16 protein-coding genes and 2 pseudogenes are annotated in these 19,378 nt (G+C 64.4%); 7 read left to right on the top strand and 11 right to left on the bottom strand.

Annotated features, from left to right (window positions below; translation table 11 throughout):
- The coding region (locus tag H0B56_RS14315; protein WP_180893573.1) for an FtsK/SpoIIIE domain-containing protein at nt 1-1,648 on the top strand (1,648 nt) is incomplete at its 5' end.
- 129 nt (nt 1,649-1,777) lie between these two features.
- Here the strand turns inward: H0B56_RS14315 and H0B56_RS14320 are convergent.
- The 3 genes from H0B56_RS14320 to H0B56_RS14330 all read right to left on the bottom strand — a co-directional run bounded on the left by H0B56_RS14320 (nt 1,778) and on the right by H0B56_RS14330 (nt 2,774).
- On the bottom strand, nt 1,778-1,999 hold the full coding sequence (locus H0B56_RS14320) for a hypothetical protein (protein WP_180893574.1): 222 nt from the start codon (nt 1,997-1,999) through the stop codon (nt 1,778-1,780).
- A 96-nt stretch (nt 2,000-2,095) separates the two neighbouring features.
- The gene (locus H0B56_RS14325; protein WP_180893575.1) at nt 2,096-2,539 is read right to left on the bottom strand and encodes a hypothetical protein; all 444 of its coding nucleotides are present in this window, start codon (nt 2,537-2,539) and stop codon (nt 2,096-2,098) included.
- Nucleotides 2,532-2,774 carry a hypothetical protein gene (locus tag H0B56_RS14330; protein ID WP_180893576.1) on the bottom strand — a complete coding sequence of 81 codons (243 nt, stop codon included), beginning with the start codon at nt 2,772-2,774 and terminating at the stop codon, nt 2,532-2,534. The genes H0B56_RS14325 and H0B56_RS14330 overlap by 8 nt, the downstream gene beginning before the upstream one ends.
- A gap of 541 nt (nt 2,775-3,315) precedes the next feature.
- On the opposite strand from H0B56_RS14330, the gene H0B56_RS14335 reads away from it, so the two are divergent.
- Together H0B56_RS14335 and H0B56_RS23645 are read left to right on the top strand one after the other, a co-directional pair.
- Entirely contained in the window at nt 3,316-4,482 is a 1,167-nt protein-coding gene (locus H0B56_RS14335) for an NsdA family TPR-like regulatory protein (RefSeq protein WP_180893577.1), read from the top strand.
- Nucleotides 4,483-4,870: 388 nt separating this feature from the next.
- Nucleotides 4,871-5,095, top strand: a complete 225-nt coding sequence (locus H0B56_RS23645) for an NAD(P)-binding protein (RefSeq protein WP_219632778.1) — start codon at nt 4,871-4,873, stop codon at nt 5,093-5,095.
- A gap of 1,039 nt (nt 5,096-6,134) precedes the next feature.
- Here the strand turns inward: H0B56_RS23645 and H0B56_RS14345 are convergent.
- The gene (locus tag H0B56_RS14345; protein ID WP_180893578.1) at nt 6,135-6,275 is read right to left on the bottom strand and encodes a hypothetical protein; all 141 of its coding nucleotides are present in this window, start codon (nt 6,273-6,275) and stop codon (nt 6,135-6,137) included.
- Nucleotides 6,276-6,346: 71 nt separating this feature from the next.
- Nucleotides 6,347-6,541: a ferredoxin gene (locus H0B56_RS14350; RefSeq protein ID WP_180893579.1), complete on the bottom strand. Its 195-nt coding sequence runs from the start codon at nt 6,539-6,541 to the stop codon at nt 6,347-6,349.
- 37 nt (nt 6,542-6,578) lie between these two features.
- On the opposite strand from H0B56_RS14350, the gene H0B56_RS22925 reads away from it, so the two are divergent.
- Nucleotides 6,579-6,827, top strand: coding sequence for a hypothetical protein (locus tag H0B56_RS22925; protein WP_246361198.1), 249 nt, complete (start codon nt 6,579-6,581; stop codon nt 6,825-6,827).
- Here H0B56_RS22925 and H0B56_RS23650 read toward each other — a convergent pair.
- Both H0B56_RS23650 and H0B56_RS14360 read right to left on the bottom strand, forming a co-directional pair.
- Nucleotides 6,726-7,178 (bottom strand): annotated as a pseudogene (locus tag H0B56_RS23650) (hypothetical protein); the annotation flags it as partial. The gene H0B56_RS22925 and the pseudogene H0B56_RS23650 sit on opposite strands and share 102 nt — an antisense overlap.
- Before the next feature lie 169 nt (nt 7,179-7,347).
- Nucleotides 7,348-9,978 carry a PEP/pyruvate-binding domain-containing protein gene (locus H0B56_RS14360; protein ID WP_180893580.1) on the bottom strand — a complete coding sequence of 877 codons (2,631 nt, stop codon included), beginning with the start codon at nt 9,976-9,978 and terminating at the stop codon, nt 7,348-7,350.
- A 373-nt stretch (nt 9,979-10,351) separates the two neighbouring features.
- On the opposite strand from H0B56_RS14360, the gene H0B56_RS14365 reads away from it, so the two are divergent.
- The gene (locus H0B56_RS14365; RefSeq protein ID WP_246361199.1) at nt 10,352-10,975 is read left to right on the top strand and encodes a TetR/AcrR family transcriptional regulator; all 624 of its coding nucleotides are present in this window, start codon (nt 10,352-10,354) and stop codon (nt 10,973-10,975) included.
- A gap of 179 nt (nt 10,976-11,154) precedes the next feature.
- Here the strand turns inward: H0B56_RS14365 and H0B56_RS14370 are convergent, their stop codons facing one another.
- Both H0B56_RS14370 and H0B56_RS23655 read right to left on the bottom strand, forming a co-directional pair.
- Nucleotides 11,155-11,475 (bottom strand): IS3 family transposase, encoded by a 321-nt coding sequence (locus H0B56_RS14370; RefSeq protein WP_246361200.1) that lies wholly within the window; start codon nt 11,473-11,475, stop codon nt 11,155-11,157.
- A gap of 38 nt (nt 11,476-11,513) precedes the next feature.
- Nucleotides 11,514-11,787 (bottom strand): annotated as a pseudogene (locus H0B56_RS23655) (transposase); the annotation flags it as partial.
- 239 nt (nt 11,788-12,026) lie between these two features.
- Here H0B56_RS23655 and H0B56_RS14380 point away from each other — a divergent pair.
- A complete protein-coding gene (locus H0B56_RS14380) occupies nt 12,027-14,237 on the top strand; it encodes a LuxR C-terminal-related transcriptional regulator (RefSeq protein WP_219632779.1) in 2,211 nt (736 codons plus the stop codon).
- Nucleotides 14,238-14,300: 63 nt separating this feature from the next.
- Nucleotides 14,301-15,551, top strand: coding sequence for an IS256 family transposase (locus tag H0B56_RS14385; protein WP_180893862.1), 1,251 nt, complete (start codon nt 14,301-14,303; stop codon nt 15,549-15,551).
- 618 nt (nt 15,552-16,169) lie between these two features.
- Here H0B56_RS14385 and H0B56_RS14390 read toward each other — a convergent pair.
- The gene (locus tag H0B56_RS14390; RefSeq protein WP_180893584.1) at nt 16,170-17,774 is read right to left on the bottom strand and encodes a GMC family oxidoreductase; all 1,605 of its coding nucleotides are present in this window, start codon (nt 17,772-17,774) and stop codon (nt 16,170-16,172) included.
- Nucleotides 17,775-17,831: 57 nt separating this feature from the next.
- On the bottom strand, nt 17,832-19,118 hold the full coding sequence (locus H0B56_RS14395) for a cytochrome P450 (protein ID WP_180893585.1): 1,287 nt from the start codon (nt 19,116-19,118) through the stop codon (nt 17,832-17,834).
- Between the last annotated feature and the right edge of the window lie 260 nt (nt 19,119-19,378).

Genomic DNA, 19,378 nt, shown 5'->3' on the forward strand with positions numbered 1-19,378 from the left:
CCGCAAGGACGGCAAACCCGGCCGGAAACACGCACTGGCGGGGCCACGGTCGTTGACGTGGACGATGGACCCACACATCCTCATCGACGCCTTCCGCGACGCCAAGCTCATCGGCCAGGACGAAGGCCTACGACTCGTCGAACGCCCCACCCGGCAGGGCCACGGGTGGGCGGTCACGGTCGATCTGCCCGCCACGCGGAAGGCCGCCGACGTGATCCAACGCCGCGACGCCCTCGCCTCCGCGTTGGCGGTGGATGAGGTGCAACTGCTCATCGAGCGGGTCCGCGGCAGCGGTGGCCACGCCGGACGCGTGGCCCTGTGGGTGGCCGACGCCGACCCCTACGACACCCCACCGGCACGCACCCCACTGGTGGACGCGGCCCGGTGGGACGTGTGGCGGCCCGTGCCGTTCGGCCGCGATGCCCGCGACCGGCCCGTCACCCTGCCCCTGGTCTGGACCTCCCTCCTGGTGGGCGCCATCCCGCGCCAAGGCAAGACGTTCGCCACCCGCCTCGCCGCCGCCGGGATGATCCTGGACCCGCACACCCGCCTATATGTCGCCGACTTCAAAGCGGGCAAGGACTGGGACGCCGCCCAGACCGTGGCCCACCGGTTCCTCTCCGGCGACGAACCCGACCACGTACTCACCCTGCGAGACTGGCTGACGGAGCTGGTCGGCGAGGTCCAAAGCCGCTACCGGCGCATGCGCACGCTGGATGATGCCACCTGCCCCGAATCCAAGATCACCCCCACCATGGCCCGCGATACCGCGCTGGACATGCCGATCACCGCCCTGGTCATCGACGAGGTCCAAGTGCCCCTGGAAGACCGCACCCCCATCACCGCGGGCGGACGGAAACTCACCGCCGGAGAACACCTCGGCGAACTACTCACCTGGCTAGCCAAGAAAGCACCCGCCGCCGGAGTTATCCTCATCCTGGCCACCCAGCGGCCCGACTCCAAAACCATCCCCTCCGGCCTACGGGCAGTGCTGGGCTCACGGTTCGCCCTGCGGGTGATGGACTGGCGCGACTCCAACATCATCCTCGGCGAACAGATGAACACCCGAGGCCACGACGCCAGCCGCCTGCTGGCCGCGCACAAGGGCGTGGGCATCCTCCGCCCCGACGGCGAGGCCGACACCCCCGGCGACGAGCTGGCCACCACCGTGCGCACCTACTACATGGCCGGACAGGACTGGCGCACGATCTGCCAACGCGGCCACGCCCTCCGCGAGGCCGAGGGCACCCTCACGGGACACGCCACCGGCAACGAACCCGTACCACGGATCGACCACGCCACAGCGGCCACAGCGATCAGCACCCGAAGCGACACCGCGGCCGGGACCGCTGGACTGCCGGAACCGCTCGCCTCCGTCGCCGACTATCTCGCCGAGGACCTCCACCCCGAGCACGGACGCACATTCATCCCCACCGCCGAACTGCTCGACGCGCTGAATGCCGAACCCACCGCGTTCGCACGGCACATGAGCGACCACGGCTGCACCCCCGTCCGCCGCCGCATCCCCGACGACGACGGCACACCCCGCCAAGTACGCGGCTACCGCACCACCGACATCCAAACCGCCATCCACACCCACCAGCCCGACCACAGTGACGATCGCGAGACCGATGACGATGAGGAGTAGCCCGTCACGACCACCCGTCACACCCCACGGGACGCGTCACACGGGGTGTGACGGGCTGGCACGGGTGGTGAACTGGGGAAACGCGACACGTGACGGGTGTGACGGTGGGTCGAGAACCCGTCACGCCCGTCACGATCCGGCCTGCTGCGGGCCGATATCGAGACCATCCGGGGAGCTGTCACAGCCGGTCTGCTCGACCAGCCGCTCCACGGTCTCGGCCAGCCGATCCACCCGCGCGGCCAGCCCATCCACCCGCGCGGCCAGCCCATCCAGCCGGGCCGTGATCGCCTCCAACCGAGCCGCGATCACCTCCACGCCGCCGCTCTCGCCAGGCTGCTCGTCGTCTAGCATCGCTGGCCGCACTTTGCGCAGACCTGCCCGCCGCCGCCTTGCACTGGGACCGGGGCATGCGCCCCACCCTGCGGGCACCCACCCAACGCGGGGGAATCAGGCGGTCCCGGCTGCCGCTCCGTCCTCGTCGTCGGGGTCGGTGGTGTGGGGGTGTAGGCAGTGGGCATCGGTGACGGCCTCCACGAACAGAAACAACACGCCGGTCGCGGTCGGGATATCGAGATACAGCGAGTCACCCCGCGAGGCGATCGCCAAATGCATGCGACGGGAACGGGCCAGATCCTCGGTATCGCCACAGCGCACCCACCGTTGTTCCGCCGGTGCCCACGTCTGACGCGGATGCAGGTACGTACGGGTGTGGTGCTCGATCCAGTCCGCGACCGCGACCGGATCGACCAACACCGCATCCGGCACCCGCGCCAACCGCGCAAACCGGCACCGCAGCAGCGGACACGCACCGTCGGCGCGGGCAATCACATAGCCGTGCCAATGCACCCCGGCCCAGTACCACGCGTCCGAGATCACCACCCGGCTAGCCATCGCCCGCACCACCATCGAGCCGTCCCCCGGGTGGAGGTGCCAGCAGCAAGCAGGGCTCACACGGCATACCCCGGATACCGTCCAGCAGCTCCAGCTCACCCGCGCCGAACGACGCCCCGCAATAGGCATCCAACCGCGCCACATCGTCGCTCGGTTCCGGGAAGACGTGCGTACCACGCCGGGACTCGCCGACCGTGCCCGGCAGCGGCCGAGCCAACAACAGACGCACCCCCATCACGTCTCACCCCAATCGGGGTGGAGACCGGTGGAAACGGGCGAGGTCGGGGTCATACCCGTTCCCACCGGAGCCAACAACCGCGCCAGACCACCCGCCATCGGCCCCGGCCAGCGGCGCTGCCGCAGCTCATGGGCGCGCTCCGGAGTGACAAGGCGCGGATGTACCTGCACGAACCGCACGCATCGCCGACACGGTGGGCCGGGCGGATCGACCATCGAGCCCGGCATCACCACATGCCCACACAACGCCCGATACAACCCGCGACGCCGGTAACTCGCCGACAATTCGGCATGGGCGACCACGTGCTCGCGGCCATCGCTGACACATCCCACCCATGACGCCCGCACCGCACGTTCCTGCCGCTCGGGCCGAGCCTCGTTCACCGTCGCCTCCACACACACGTCACCGGACTGACCAGGCACAACCGCCTATGTCACACTGAAATCAGCTTCTCGTTGACACATGAGACTCAGACAGGACACGAGCGGGACATAACGGGGACGTATCCGAACACCACGAACGGACGGGAGAATCCGCGATGAGCGCTGAACACGAGCACGCGCGGCCACCGCGCACGGTGCTCGAAAACAAGATCCGCGAGCGCAGGCAGACCCTCGAAGAGTTCGCCGACTACGCCGAGCAGTTCGCCCGCGAACACGGCGAACCCGGCACCCTCAGCGTCCGCCACCTGAAGCGGCTCGTCGCCGGACAAGGCACGCACGGGCAACCGCTCGGTCGTCCCCGACCAGCGACCGCGCGCCTGCTCGAACGCATCTTTGACATGAGCATTGACAAACTCTTGTCGCCCCCTACCCCAGCACAAGACGAACACGACGATGAACGCGAGCTTCGCCGGATGCTGCATACCGCCGCCCGCATCGACGGCACCGCCCTGGATCTACTCCGCGAACAGCTCAACGCCACCCGGCGGCTCGACCGCCAACTCGGCGCACCCATAGCCCACGACGAAGTGCTCACCAAAACCCGCCAGGTCACCCAACTCCTCCACCACAGCCTCACCCCCGCCACACGGAGCCAGCTCGCCGCGCTGCTGTCCGAGCTGTGCAGCCTCGCTGGATGGCAAGCCCTCGACATGGGCCAGATGCGCACCGCGTGGCAACACTACGAACGCGGCCGGATGGCCGTCAGCGAGACCGAACAACCCGCCTACCGCGCCCACACCATCGCCGGACAGGCCTTCGTGCTCATCGACCTCGGCGACACCACCAACGCAGCCACACTGCTCGCCACCACACGCGAACACACCGGCCGCACCACCAGCCCGCTCATGCGGGCGTGGCTCGCCGCCGCCCACGGCGAAACACTCGCCGCCGACGGCCAACCACACGCCAGCATGCACGCCTTCGACCAAGCTCATGCGCTCCTACCCCGCGACCTCGGCGACACCGAGGGGCCATACGTCGCCCTCGACCCCATACACCTCGCCCGATGGCGCGGCAACGCCCTCGCACGCACGAGCAACCTCGGAGCCACCGACGTCCTGTCCACCGCCCTTCGCCAACTCGATCCCACCTTCACCCGCGCTGAAACCGCGCTCCATGCCGACATTGCCACCGCGTACACAGCCCTCACCGACCACGAGCGCGCCGCATATCATGCGCGTCGGGCTGAACAGCTAGCGACAGAAATCGGATCAACGCGACAACAACGACGAATCTCAGCATTCGGGGCTCTCCCGGCATAGATGGGGTTAATCGAGCGGGACTACCTCAAGATCGATGGGTTCGGCCCGACGCGCCGACCTTGAGACAGTCCCATGCGGAGAAACGAGCGCCTCAATGGACCGGGCGATGACCCGATGTATTCGACGAAGCCGACGGAGACAGGCGCTCGGCTCGCTATCCCTCTCCAGCAGTGACACGGGAGCTCAGCACGCGGCTGGCCCTGTCTCTGCTCAGCCGCATGCTGACGCTCCGACACATAGCGCTCTCATCTCGTTTTCGATGCCCGTTGATCCCCATGCCTCGCCACGATCAACTGCGTCCGACCCCCGGCCCACGACTCACCAATACATTGACACAGTCAGATCCTGAGAATACGGTAATTCGCGTAACAAAGGAAGGGCGACCGCGATGGAACTTCATGCGCAATTGTGGGACGTCGTGGGGAGTGGTCCGGCTGGCGCGAGTGCTGCGTATGTGGCGGCGAAAGCAGGGATAAATGTGCTGCTGCTTGAGCGTTCAGAGCTGCCTCGCTACAAGACGTGCGGTGGTGGCATAATTGGAACGTCAGAGCGTTTGCTTCCTTCTCGGGGCACAGGTTCCTGTCAAGGATCGGGTGCGGGCAGTGACCTTTAGTCTCAATGGTCGATTTACCAGAACGCGCTGGTCCACCTTGCCGCTTTTCACCCTTGTTAGTCGTGACGAATTTGACCTTGCGTTGACGCGTGCTGCCGTGGAAGAAAGAGCGACCTTGCTCACTGGGGTCACGGTTAGTGGGGTCGAACGGGAGGAGCGATTAGCGGCCGAGAGCGCTGCGGTCCGCGTGGTTACGCGCAATGGTCCGACATTTCGCGCTCGTTCCGTAGTGGCTGCAGATGGAAGCGCCAGTCATATAGCCCGGTCCGTGGGGCAACCTACGATCAGGTCGATATGGGGCTCGAGGCCGAAATCCCTGTGGACCGCTCGGTTGCAACGCGATGGTCGGGGCGTATCGCCCTTGGCTGGGGGCCTTTGCCAGAATCATATGGTTGGGTCTTCCCGAAGGGCGACTCGCTGACGGTTGGGGTCATCGCACAGAGAAGCAGCGGAGCGGATGTCAGGGCTTAGCTCAACGCCTTCATCGGGCGATTGGGACTGGAGTCGTTCCCGCCCCGTATTCGTTCCGGGCATCTGACGAAATGTCGCGCGGTCGACTCGCCAGTGTCCCGTGACAAGGTCCTGCTCGCAGGCGATGCTGCGGGTCTCCTGGAGCCATGGACCCGGGAAGGCATCTCGTTTGCCCTTCGTTCTGGTCGATTGGCGGGCGAGTACGCCTCGCGCCTCGCCCGAACAGAGGATGCTTCGCACATATTGAGGTATGGCCGTTCCTATCACGACGCGATCGTGGCCGATGTCGCGTCCGAAATGCGTGCCAGTCGCGTACTCCTCAGCTCATTCTCACGTTGGCCATGGGCATTCCATGCGGCCGTAACGACGCTGAAGAGCACCTGGGACGGATTGGGTGATTTTCCCGTGGAAATGGATCGCTCGAACACATAGCGTACGACAAGACGGCTGTACGCAGAGTTGTCAAACATATCGCGGCGCGTTCTCTTCGATAGCCGACCGCAGACTCGTCCTCGCACCGCAGACACATTGGGCGTGTCGCGATAAGAACTCTGTCCATCGTTTGTGATCAACGGTAGCGCATTGTCAGGCGGCGGCTGCCACGGAACGGATCCAGCGGGGCGGTTTTGACCGGGTCTTTCCAGTCCTGGTCGTGCTCGTCGAGCCCGTCGGACAGCACCCTGACCGTGCGGCGTTCGACGACTTCCACCCGGTTATGTATCGCGGCGCCGATCCCGCCCGCCGCAACCGTGATGAGGTTGACTCACGTGTCCGTGGCGATCACGAGTCGCTCACGGTGATAGCGTGAGATGGGCACATGCGAGCGGCTTCGCGGACGAACTCGTACTCGTCGATGGGTGGCGTTTCCTGTCGCAGCTCGACGGTTCCGTCGTCTCTCTGATCGAACACGTCGGGAGAGGTCAGCACACACAGCCCCGTTCCAACGCAGCGGTTCTTGTCGACGGAGACTTTCATCGGAGACTTCCTTCTCTCGCCAGGTTACGGGTAGATCGTGCACGCCGTAGATGGCACTGTCGTGCTTGACCGGCAAGTCATCGACGAGCATCGCGAGCACAAGGGTGGGGATCCACTGAGCGAGGGTCCGTACCGCGACCTGCGGATCGACGCGGGCCAGGGTCTGGGCGAGACACTGATGTACGCCGGAGCCAAACGCGACATGCCGGCTCGCATCGGCGCGATGGATGTCGAACATGCCAGGATCCGCGAGAACATCCGGGTCTCGGTTGGCGATGTCGTGTAGGACGATCACCCCCTCGACCGATCCGGTTGGGCGACCGTTGATGTCGGTGTCCTGCAGGGTCGCCCGGCGACGACCCATATGAAAGATCGAGAGGTACCGTAACCGGTCGTCGTGGCTCACCGCGCCTGTGTTCAGATGGTTTGCGGCGAGACGGCTGACCATCAACACGCTCCGTACATCCTCGTATGCCGTGGCAAGCCAGGGTGTCGAGTCGTCCCGGATGCGTACCCGCCCGGTCCGCGTGTCGTCGCGCACAGCGAGGGGTTCCTGCGAAACGCCGAGAGGACAACGCCCCGCGACGGGGGACGCAACCGATGGTTGTTCGGCTGCGCTCATCTGTCGCTCCTCCATATCAGGCACCGCACGCGTTGCGATACGTACAAACGAAACATGTCATTATGTCAATAAAAACTGACTCCCCCGGCCCTGTCAAGGGAACGGCGAGCAGGGTGAGGCCGGCAGCGGGCACGTGCGCCACGGATTCCACCGCCACTGCGGCATCCGTCAGGCACCCACCTACTCACCAACCCAGTGACGCACGGCCCGACTCAGCGGCGACGCGCTCGAGAATCTCTACAACGCCCCTGGAGCCGTCCACGCGCACGACATCCCCGGTGTGAAGCACCTTCGTGCCGACGCGGGTATTCACGACACACGGGAAGCCGAGTTCCCGTGCCACCACGGCGGCGTGACTCAACGCGCCGCCGATGTCGACGACCAGCGCCTTGGAGACGAACATGATCGCCGACCAGCTGGGGTCGGTCGTCGGTGCGACGAGCACCTCGTCCGGCTGCACTTCGGCGAACGACGGGTCATGGACGACGCGGACACGGCCCTCCACCACGCCGACACTGACGCCGATCCCGCTGACCTTCTCGTGATCATCAATGATCGAATCAAACGATACCGGTTCGGGGTCGCCCTTCCACATCGCCGGGACGTCCACGCTGCGGTACATCTCGCGGCGGGCTTTGCGTTTGGTCACGAGGTCCGCTACGTCGGCAGGTAGCGGTTCACGCAACTCCTCAAACGTGAGGTAGAAGATATCCTCGCGCTCGAGCAGCGTGCCGTCCGCGACCATCAGCTCACCGACGCGGCGGGCCGCGGCGCGGTTGATGTCGATGCACTGCACCATGCCGCGTTTGGTCACCCCGCGCATCGGGATGCCCGCGGCGGCCATTTTCAGCAACTTGCGGACGATCGGGCGTTGCAGGCGCGGCAGCGACGCGACCAGATCCTCTTGCACCTTCGGTAGCCGCCGCTGCGCCTCGGCCGTGCGACGAAGCGGGTCGTCCGCGGCGTCCCGAGCGGCGTACTCGTTGACCATCCGGCGGAGCGGTTCGGGGTCCTCGCGCCAGACCTTGCTCGCCACCTCACCCTCCGCGGGGCCATGGAAGCCATGCTTAGCGAGAACCTGCTCGATCGTGATCTCGCCGCGCGACGCGCGCCATGCGTCACCGATGATGGCCATTTCGGCCCCGCCGACGCCACTGAGCGTGGCGATGTCGCCGACCCCCGTCTTCTCGACCAGCGAGACGACCGCCTGGTAAAGCGGGCTGACCACACCGAACACGACAACCCCCTGCATTACCAGGTTGCGCCGGAAGCGCTCATAGGCCTCGAACAGCAACGCGAGCGCTTCCTGCCGGTCGAGCGTTTCGACACGACGCAGGCTCGCGCGCCACCACTCGTCCGTTTCCGCGGCAAGCCTGCGCGCCGCGTGGGAAGCGGTGAGCAGTGTCTTCGGTAACCGCCAGGCGATGAAAGCGTACCGCCGAGTCGTGGGGTGAAAGATGAGGTCGTCTGGGACACGGCCGAGCACACCCTTGACCGACTCCTCCCCCGTCGTGCCCGGCATGCGGTCGCCGAGCAGAGCGTAGAACTCGGCTTGCATCGCGGCACGGCCGAAGAAGGGGCGCACCAGCAGGCGGTCGTCGGGTGGCCGGGTCACCTCCTTTCGGCTAAGCGCGCCGACGCTCCAGGCCGACTTCCGGGCTGCATGGTCGACTGATTCTTTCCACAGGCTGTAGCCCAGTGGCGTGAGCACGCCCGGGAGGCCCTCGCCGATATTGTCGGTGGACCAGTGCAGGTCCTCGGCGCCGGTACTGTGCAGCACGTCCCACTCCTCACCGACCTGCGACCAGTCTGCCTTCGCCTGCGCCACCGCGGCCGGCGCGAGTTCGGCGGCGCGGCGGCTCCATACCGTTTCGGCGCGCGCCTGCAGCGTGAAGAGCTCGCGGCCAGCTCCGCCGATGGCCCACTCGACGTCCATGAGGTGCTCGAAGTCGTTCTCGATCCGCACGCCGAGATCGGCGAGGGCCAGGACTTCGTCGGCAGACAGGCACGGCTCGTTCTGTTTCGCGGCCTCGACTTCCTGTAGCCGGGCCTCGCCGCACTGCGGGTCGAACTGGTGGGCGTGTGTCTTCTGCGCGATCTCGTGGCGGCGCACCTCGCGGGCACCCTTGTCAACCCAGAATCGGTCGACGCCTACGTCGCCCCGCACGACGCCCTCACCGAGGCCGTACGCGGCTTCGATGTAGACGACGGAGCGGTCGCCGTCCACGGGCTCCAGAGTCATCATCACGCCGGCCGCGTCCGGCACGACCATGCGCTGGACGACGACGGCGATCGCGAGGTCCTCGGGCATCACGTCGAGCCGGGAGCGGTACGCGATGGCTTGCTGGGTGAACAGGCTTGCCCAGCACCGGCGGACGTGCCGCATGACCTCGTCGGCACCGGAGACCCAGAGAAAGGTCTCCAGCTGGCCAGCGAACGACGCCTCGGCCATATCCTCCGACGTAGCACTCGAGCGCACCGCCACGGACGCTGCGCCGTCCTGCACGAGCTGCTCATAGGCTGTGACGATCGACGCGACGATGTCGCCAGGCATCGTGACGTCCTCGAACAACGCCTGGATCTCGGCCGACAGCCGACCCGACTCCGCAACGGCCTCTCCCGAAGCGAGGATTTCAGCGATCTTCCGCTCGAGACCAGTTTCCACGATCACACGACGGTAGGCATCGGTCACGACCACGAAACCATCGGGAACGTTCTGATGGTGACCAGTGAGGGCACCGAGCCCGGCAGCCTTGCCACCGACGTCCTCGACCGGCGCGTCCGCGCAGTCACTGGTCCACCGGATGTAGCTCATTCACTCGTCCTTCATGACAAGACCGATCTGGTGCGCGTCGCCGTTCGCAGGCGGAACAGCCTCCCACCCCGGCGCCCGGCGATTCCGCCGGGCGCGGCCAACCGTCACCGAAGAGGCGGCAGCTAGGCGTAACGGACTCCACACTTGAACTTGTGACAATATTTGTAATAATGTAATCATGCCTCAAGCCGGTCCTGCAGGTCACGATTTGCGTCACTGCCCGCGAGCGCGCACGCTGTGCTACCGCCATGAACGAACGCCCCGGGCTACGATGGGCGCGCTGAAGCACACCCGTACATCCACGGCCTCCTCACGCTGACCCGAGCAGCGATCAGGCATACTGAGAATCATGCCAAGGCCTACACATCCGCTGTTGAGCCGAGAAGCCGTGGTAGCGACGGCAGTTCGAGTAATCGATTCCGAGGGGCTGGCGGCGTGCAGTCTCCCTCGGCTCGCACGCGAGCTTTCCGTCAAGGCTCCCTCGCTGTATCACCACTTCGACGATCGAGCCGACATCATGGCCGAGGTCGCACGGTACATCGTTTGGCAGACTCCGATCCCGAAAGAGCAAACGGGTGACTGGATCGAGTGGTTCGTCGAACTTGCGGTCAATTTCCGTAGAACCATCCTCGACCATCCCAATGCCGCTCAAATCCTCCTAGAATACGTTCCGCGTGACGTGTTGAGCACGTTGTACGACAACGCAGCTCGGCGTCTCCAAGAGGCCAACGTCCCGAGCCACCTTCACGTGATGATCCTGGACGGCGTCGAAGCATTGTGCCTGGGATCCGGCCTGACACAGGCGATGAGAAAGTCCGGCGGGCGGTCGCAGATCTTCCCAGCGGTCAACCACGACCAATCGGCGCTGGCCGCCGCAGTCACGGCAAGCCACTGGACGACGGCTGAGGAAGTCTTCGCCGAGGTCTTGCGCAATTTCTTACGTGGCGTAACCATGTCTGACGAGCCAGCAAGATCGACGACGCCAGTGAGTCTGTAACGCTTTCAGTACAACATATCAAATCGGCCTTATTGGCGACGCGGCCCGGATCCACCGGGAAATTGTGTCATGATCAATTTCCTGATGGTTCGTTAATCCTCGTTCCGGGTGGGTCACGCGGTTGGGAGCGCGGAGTCTGCTGGCCTGACCTTCCCCGCACGGCGCCGCGCAGGCTAAGCTCACGCATCGGTCGTCCCCCAGGTGCAGCGGCTCACCGTGATCTGCTCCCGGTTGAGCCGCAACCACACCTTCCTGGCCCCATAGACGCCGAAGGTGGCCTCGTACACCCGTGTGATCTCAGCTTTGAGCCGCTCGTCACGACGGGCCCGAGCTGAACGGCTACGGGCCTGGTGATCGTAGTAGGTCGATGGGGAGATCCGGCACCCGTGCTCGGTCAGCACGACACACATCGACTCATGCCGGCCGCGCACCTCACCGAACATGCGAACCGCGCCCTCACGCAGCTCAGGCGGGTACCTCCGCAACGCGTTCCCCGACATGACCCCATCCTTCCCAAGGACCGGTGTCTCCAGACACGCCGCGGCGACTCAATCTCGACCGACCCGATATCGGTGGTCACCGTCTTGGTTCGAGCTCCGTTGCGCGAGAGCGCCCAGTTGCGCCCGGCCTGGTCATGCTTGTCGTAGCCGATATACTCGACCGGCTCCGCCTCCAGCGCCGTCCCAGGTGCCTGCTTGGTCAGCCCGGACAGCAGCCCGTTCGGGCCGGTCAGCTCTACACCCTCGGTACGGGACTTGCTGACCAACTCAGCCGCCAACTCCTGCTTGCTGCTCCGTGGTTAACGAGTCCATCGACTCGGTCATCTCGCTCGTCAACGATCCTTCCCGCCAAGCAAGCTCGGCGTGTCAAGACCACGTACAGTGTTCAGCGACAGGCCCATCGCAGCGAGGCAGCCGGTCGATGTCTGGCATGTTGCTATGATCGTTGTATGGGATCGCTGGCTGTGGGCAATCTGCCGGCTGAGCTGACCAGTTTCGTCGGTCGCCGGCACGAGCTGGCCCGGGCCAGGGAGCTGCTGACAACGACCCGGTTGCTGACCCTGACCGGGCCCGGCGGCGTGGGTAAGTCCCGGCTGGCTCTGCAATTGGCCGAGCAGTCACGCCGCGCGTTCACCGATGGGGTGGGGCTGGTTGAACTGGCTGACCTGCAGCAGGGCGACCTGGTCGCACAGAGCGTAGCGAGCGTGTTCGGGCTGCGCGACGAAACCTCCCGGCCAGTGGAACGGCTCGCCGACTACCTGCGGGACAAGCACGTCCTGCTGATCATGGACAACTGCGAACACCTGGTCGAGGCGTGCGCAGTACTGATCAGCAAACTGCTGGCCGCTGCCCCGCAGGTGCGCGTCCTGGCCACCAGCCGACACGTGCTCGGGACCGAGGGTGAGCAGGTGCTGCGGGTGCCGCCGCTGTCGCTGCCCGCGGATGAGGACCGGCAGCTCGGCGAGCAGCAGGTGGGCACGGACGCGGTCACGCTGTTCGCCGAGCGAGCCACGGCCGCCGATTCCACGTTTCAGGTGACCGAGGCGAACCGGGACGCCGTGATCGCGCTGTGCCAGCGGTTGGAGGGGATGCCACTGGCACTGGAGCTGGCCGCGGCCCGGCTGCGGGCCGTCGACATCGAGCAGGTGCTGGCGCGGCTGGATGACGCGCTGGGGCTGCTGACCACGGGGCAACGCACCGTACCCCCGCGGCAGCAGACGCTGGAGGCCACCGTGGCCTGGAGCTACCACCTGTGCTCGCCTGGCGAGCAGCACCTGTGGAACCAGCTTTCGATCTTTTCCGGCGGGTTCACCCTGGATGCCGCCGAACACATCTGCCGGGTACCCGATGACGAGCAGCACGGGGTGTTCGACCTACTGTCCGGCCTGGTCGACAAGTCCATCGTCCAACGCAGCCACCCCACCAACGACCAGCCGATGCGCTACACGCTGCCGGAGGTGCTGCGCCAGTTCGGGCACACCCAGCTCGCCGCCTCCGGTGACGAGAACGCGGTGCGTTCCCGGCACCGCGACTACTTCGCCGAGCTAGCCAGCCGAGGCGAGCAGGACTACTGCAGCAGCAGGGATCTGGACTGGTTCCGCCAGGTACACCGGGAGCACGCGAACTTGCGCGCCGCCCTGGACTTCAGCCTCACACAACCCGAGCAAGCTCCGACCACGTTAACCATCGCCATGCAGCTACGCCCCTTCTGGCTGCACAGCGGCTATAACCACGAGGGCTACCGATGGCTGTGTACTGCACTGGAACACGCGACTGCAGCCACACCACTGCGCGCACGCGCCTTGTCGACAGCCAGCCTGTTGGCGGCATTGTTATCTGAGACCGACAAGGCCAAGTACTTGCTGGCCGAATCCCGCCAGCTCACCAGTCAGATCCGTGCTGACGAGGCTGCCGCTGAGGCCACACTCGCCTCAGCGTTGCTCGCGTTCGCCGATGGCGACTCCGATGAGGCGCTGCGCCTGGCACGTCTAGCGGCCCAACGGTGCCGCGCGGCCGGCATACAGGGTGTAGCCACCGAAAGCCTGAGTGCCGCAACAGTGTTCGCCCTCGGAATCGACGATCCAACAGCGGGAGAGCTAGCTCAGGAGCTCCTCAGCCTGACCACGAGTCAAGAGGCGCACCTACTGAAGGCTCTTGCGCTGTGGCTGGTCGGGCTGGCCCACTGGCGCGAGAACAATCAGCAGGCCGCGCAGGAGCACCTGGGGCAGGCCCTCGAACTGTTCACGCAGTCCGAACAGCCACTGGTGATCGCCCATTGCCTGGACGGGCTGGCCTGGTCAGCAGCCAGCAGCGGCGACTACTATCGGGCGGCCCGGCTCATGGGCGCAGCCAGGACCCGCTGGAAACGCAACCACCTGAGCCTCGCACACGCCATGACAGCCCGATTCGGCGCAGATCGCCAGCACTTCGTGCGCGCAGCACTCGGCGATTCCGCCTTCAACGCAGCATTCGATCGCGGCGCCAACTCCACCTTGGAGGAGATAATCAACTACGCCCTCGGCAAACGGGCGCCCGAATCGCAACAAACCGCCCCCAGCGCAGCATCGGCCCTGCTGACCACCCGCGAAACCGAAATCGCAGAACACGTAGCGCATGGCCTGAGCAACAAGGAAATCGCCAGCAAACTCGTCATCTCCACCCGCACCGTCGACACCCACGTCGACCACATCCTCCACAAGCTCGGCGTCCACTCCCGCACCCAAATCGCCATGTGGATCAGTGACCACAAGGGACTGTCCTGATCTTTGTGTGTGGGGTGGTGATCCGACAGGCTGGAGCGGTTGCTTCGGCCGGAAAGGATCGCCATGACAGACGAGAACACGAGCGGCGAGGGTCTGGATGTGCAGCTGGCGCAGGAGCTGGTCGAGCGGGCTCGCCAGGAGGGAGTGTCGCTGGTGGGCCCGGACGGGCTGCTGGCGGGGGTGACCCGCACGGTGTTGCAGACCGCGCTGGATGCCGAGATGACCGAGCATTTGGGATATGCCAAAGGCGACCTGGTTACCGACACCAGTGGTAATCACCGCAACGGCACCTCGCCCAAGACGGTGCAGACTGAGGTCGGACCGGTACCACTGGAGGTGCCGCGGGACCGGCAGGGCAGCTTCGAGCCGCAGATCGTTCCCAAACACTCCCGGCGTGTCGAGGGATTCGATGACGCGATCATCTCGCTGTATGCCAAGGGCCTCACCACCGGCGAGATCCAGGCCCACTTGGCCGAGATCTACTCCACCGAGGTGTCCAAGGACCTCATCAGCCGCGTCACCGACCAGGTCGTTGATGAACTCAACACCTGGCAACACCGGCCGTTGGATCGCGTATACCCGGTGGTGCTGATCGACGCTATCCACGTGAAGATCCGTGAAGGCCAGGTCACCAACCGCCCGATCTATGTGGTTGTCGGCATCAACTGCGACGGCGAACGCGACGTGCTCGGCCTATGGGCCGGCACCGGCGGCGAGGGCGCCAAGCACTGGATGAACGTGCTCACCGAGCTACGCAACCGTGGCGTGGCCGACGTGCTCATCTGCTGCTGCGACGGCCTCAAAGGCCTGCCGGAGGCCATCGCCGAGGTCTGGCCCCTGGCCACGGTGCAAGAATGCGTGGTGCACTTAGTGCGCTCCAGCCTGCGGTATGCCTCCAAGAAACACTGGGGTCCGATCACCAAGGCGCTGCGCACGGTCTACACCGCCCCGACCCTCGAGGCCGCCGAAGCCCGCTTCGCCGAGTTCGAACAGGCCTGGGGTGGCACGTATCCGGCGATCATTCGCTTGTGGCGCTCTTCGTGGGAACAGTTCACACCGTTCCTGACGTTCCCACCGGAGATCCGCAAGATCATCTACACCACGAATGCGGTGGAAAGCCTCAACGCGCGGTTCCGGCAGGCCGCCCGCCGACGGGGCCACTTCCCGAACGAACAGGCCGCGCTGAAGGTACTCTACCTGGTCATCCGCAGCCCCCAACGCAACCGCACGAACGTCACCGGACGAACCCCCGGATGGAAGGCCGTGCTGAACACGCTGACCATGTTCTACGGTGATCGCATCACCCTGACCTAAACACCATCACCGCCCCACACACGAAAAATCAGACACACCCGACCACAACCGGGGGTCGGTCAGTTGAACGGCTCTGTCCCACATTCGTTGGTGACGGTGTGTGCCGGTGTTCCGGCCGGATACGGCATGTTATACCAGCGTGAGGCTCGTGCGACGTCGATCAACTTCTGAGACTGGTGTCCTCAGGATTGTCTTCCCTGGCCATCGAGGGTGTCGAGGATGATGCTGGGACGATCGTGGGCCGGGCATCGACGCCGTGCGGGCCGGTGGCTAGCCCGGTATGCGCCGTCGAGACGGGGTAGGTGCATGCCTGTGTCGAACGGCGGGTGACCGACGTGCCGGTGGATGGGCGGCGGTTACCAGTGCGGGCGCGGATGTGCTGGGCGACGTCGGCGTGCTCGCCGCAGACATCCCACAAACAGCCGGGCCGGTGTGGCCGAGCGATATCAGCGCCGCACTGCCCGGCTGGCTGTGCACGTCGGCCGTGTCGTGCGGGATCTGGCCGGGCGTACAGGCGTCACCCTCCTCCGCTACCGCAGACTGCTCGGCTCAGGCTACCCAACGCCACCGCCGAATGCGGGACAGAGCCATCAATCAGACAGTCGCCCTGCCCACGTGTCATGCGGACCGAAGAATTAGTTCCGCCGCACGCTCGCCGATCATCATAGCCGGGGCGTTGGTGTTACCACTGGTCACGGTGGGCATAATGGAGGCGTCTGCGACTCTCAGCCCCTTGACGCCATTAACTCGCAATTCTGGATCGACAACAGAGCGGTCATCGTTACCCATTTTGCAAGTACCCACCGGATGGTAAGACGACGTTACATATTCGCGCGCATACTGCTTCCAGTCGGCGTCAGTTCGACACATGGCTTCTGGTTCGAACGGTTCCCCGATCAAGTCTGCGATCGCAGGTTGCTCCATGATACGTCGAACCTCCCACGCTCCACTAATGATGTCGCGAACGTCTTCCTCCTCAGCCAGGTACTGATAGTTGATCAGTGGAGGTGCCTCTGGATCAGAGCTACGCAGGCTAACAGTCCCGCGCGCCCGTGGATGAAGCAGTGTGGATGAGGCGAGAAAACCGTCGTACTTTGCTGGCTGCACGTTGAAGGCGCCGTCTTCATCCACGCCGCGGGTAATGGCCACTGGGACGAACTGCAGCTGCAGATCAGGGGTCTCACGTGCCGGATCCGTCTTATGCATGACTTGAACCTGCACCATCGTGATCGCCAGCATCCCGCTTCCGTAGAGAGCATAATCGCGCAAACCCTTGAGGAGGGTACTTGCCCTCATCTTGTTCGCTGTCGGAATATTGGCATGCCAACGTTGCATGAGAAACGCGTGGTCATGCAAGTTCGCCCCCACACCAGGATTGACATGAACTACGTCGATGTCGAATTCGTTAAGGGTATCCCTCGGCCCGATACCTGAAAGCATCAAGATCTTCGGCGAAGAAAGAGATCCAGCACACAATATCACCTCTTCGCGTACTCGCGCGCGTTCTAGCTTTCCGTCGAGACGATACTCGACACCTATAGCACGATCGCCGTCAAAAAGCACACGATGCACCATGGCCTTCTTCTGCACGGTCAAATTGCCCTTTGGTGCCACGCTACGAAGGTATTCGCGAGAGGCCTGCGACCGGGTTCCGCGCTGCCGGTGATTAACTTGAATCAAATCGACGCCATCCTGGATGGCTCCGTTGTAATCTTCTGTACGTGGATGGCCAGCTTGAAGTGCAGATTCCAAGTAGGCCAGGTTTGCTTGGTCCCGATAACCTTGAAGCTTTACCGATATAGGCCCATCGCCGCCCCGATATTCATTGGCGCCGCGCTCCCAGCTTTCCATCCGTTTGAACGATGGAAGTACTGAATCATAATCCCAACCGGAACAACCGAGCTTCGCCCATCCGTCGAAGTCAGCTCGATTGCCCCTGACATACACACATGAGTTGATTGAGCCGCCACCGCCCAGTACCTTTCCGGCCATCCACGCTTCGGGCGAGTTGGTTCGGGTAGGATCAGGTTCGACCGGATATTTCCAGTTGAGTCGCTGGTACGCGGAAACCACGCCAGCTGGAATCAAAACATCCGGCCTCCGGTCGGTGCCTCCTGCTTCGAGCAGGAGCACTTTAGCTCCACCTTCGGCGAGGCGACTGCCGACGATCGCACCCGAGGAGCCACCACCCACAACGACGTAGTCGTAGTTCGCGGTGCGCATAGAAAACTCCTTGTCAACTCGAGGAAAGCGCTACTAACGGCGGCCACGGAAACGAGCTCAGTCTATGGGCTTGAATGTGCTACCGACTTTGGTGCCGGCAGTGAATGTCATGGGGAGTGCGACCCAGCTTTGGTTGACGCCGACGTCCGGCGAGATCGTTGGGTTGGAGTCGACAACGTAATCGGGCATTCGTTCGAGGACTTGCCACAAGACTGTTTCGAGTTCGAGCCGCGCGATGTGCTGGCCGATGCAGCGGTGTGCACCCAGGCCGAAGGCGGCATGTCGATTGGGTGAGCGTTGCAGGTCGACTTGCTCCGGGTTGTGAAACACTGTCGGGTCGAAATTTGCTGCGGAGAACATCATGAGAAGCCGTTCACCCGGGTGGATCTTCTGGCCAGCGATCTCATAAGGGCACGTGGCAGTACGGGCGAGTCCGCTGACAGGCGCAGACACGCGGAGGAACTCCTCGATCGCGGTCTTCATGAGCTCCGGACCGCCCGACTTCAGCCGTTCCCGCTCTTGCGGGTGCTCGCCCAGCCACTTAACCGCTGCTGTCATAGCGGCGGTCGTGGTATCAACACCACCAGCCACGAGGAGGACCGCGTGCAGGAGAATCTCATCATGCGTGAGCCGGCGCCCATCGAACTCGGTCGTACAGAGGAACGTGATGAGGTCCGCGGACTCATCGGTTCCCGGATTTTGCTGCCGATCAGTGATCAGCTCGCTTAGCTCCTGCATCACCGTCATCATCTCCTGCACGGCCTCGGCGTGGCCGGCAGAACCAGGCGCGTACATCGTTGTGTGATGATTCGCATCCGCCCACACCCGCCAGTTATCCGTGTTAGCACCCAGCATCATCATCGTGAGCGCAGCAGGGACCGGAGAAGAGATGTCCTGAACGAACTCACACGAACCGTCCTCGATCACTCGATCGATGAACGCGGTCACCAAATCCTCGACGACCGGGCGCCATCCCTCAACGGCCTTCGGAGTGAAGAACGGCATGAGCTTCTTCCGGATCGCCGTGTGCTCCGGAGGATCCATCTCGATAAATCCGAGCGGAACCGGATACGTCGGTGGGATGGTCACCCCCTCGAAGCCTTGACGATTCCCTTCTGGATCATGGTCCGAGGAGAACGACTTGTCATCACGAGAGATCTCCCGGATCTGCGGGTACCCTGTGACCAGCCAATAACCCCCATGGGCCTCCGTCCACGCCACCGGGCACTTCTCTCGGTACTCATTCATCAGCGGACCAACGCCAAGATCCGTTACCTGCGCCGATAGCTCCGGGGAGTGATGGTCAAAGTCGACCACAACCCGTTCTTCGTTATCGTCGGACACTGAGATCCTCCTTAATGCCTGCGTCGCAACAGGGGCCACCGTGCGGCAGTTACGCGTGCCAACGTCCTGATCCAGAGCCAAGCCCAGCCACGGCTGTGTACAGCATCAAGAAGTTGACAGGATGACGGATTTTGTTCGTTGCCTCAGAATGCTCGCACCCGCCTCCCCTTGTCAAGTCGTCCTGCCGGGTCGCGACACAGCAGTCGGAGCCACGTCCCCCGACCCGGGGCCGGTTGACGTGGGGGTGGTTGACCTGGGGG

Origin of the sequence: Haloechinothrix aidingensis, assembly GCF_013450155.1 — a bacterium.
In the GTDB taxonomy this organism is placed as follows: domain Bacteria; phylum Actinomycetota; class Actinomycetes; order Mycobacteriales; family Pseudonocardiaceae; genus Haloechinothrix; species Haloechinothrix aidingensis.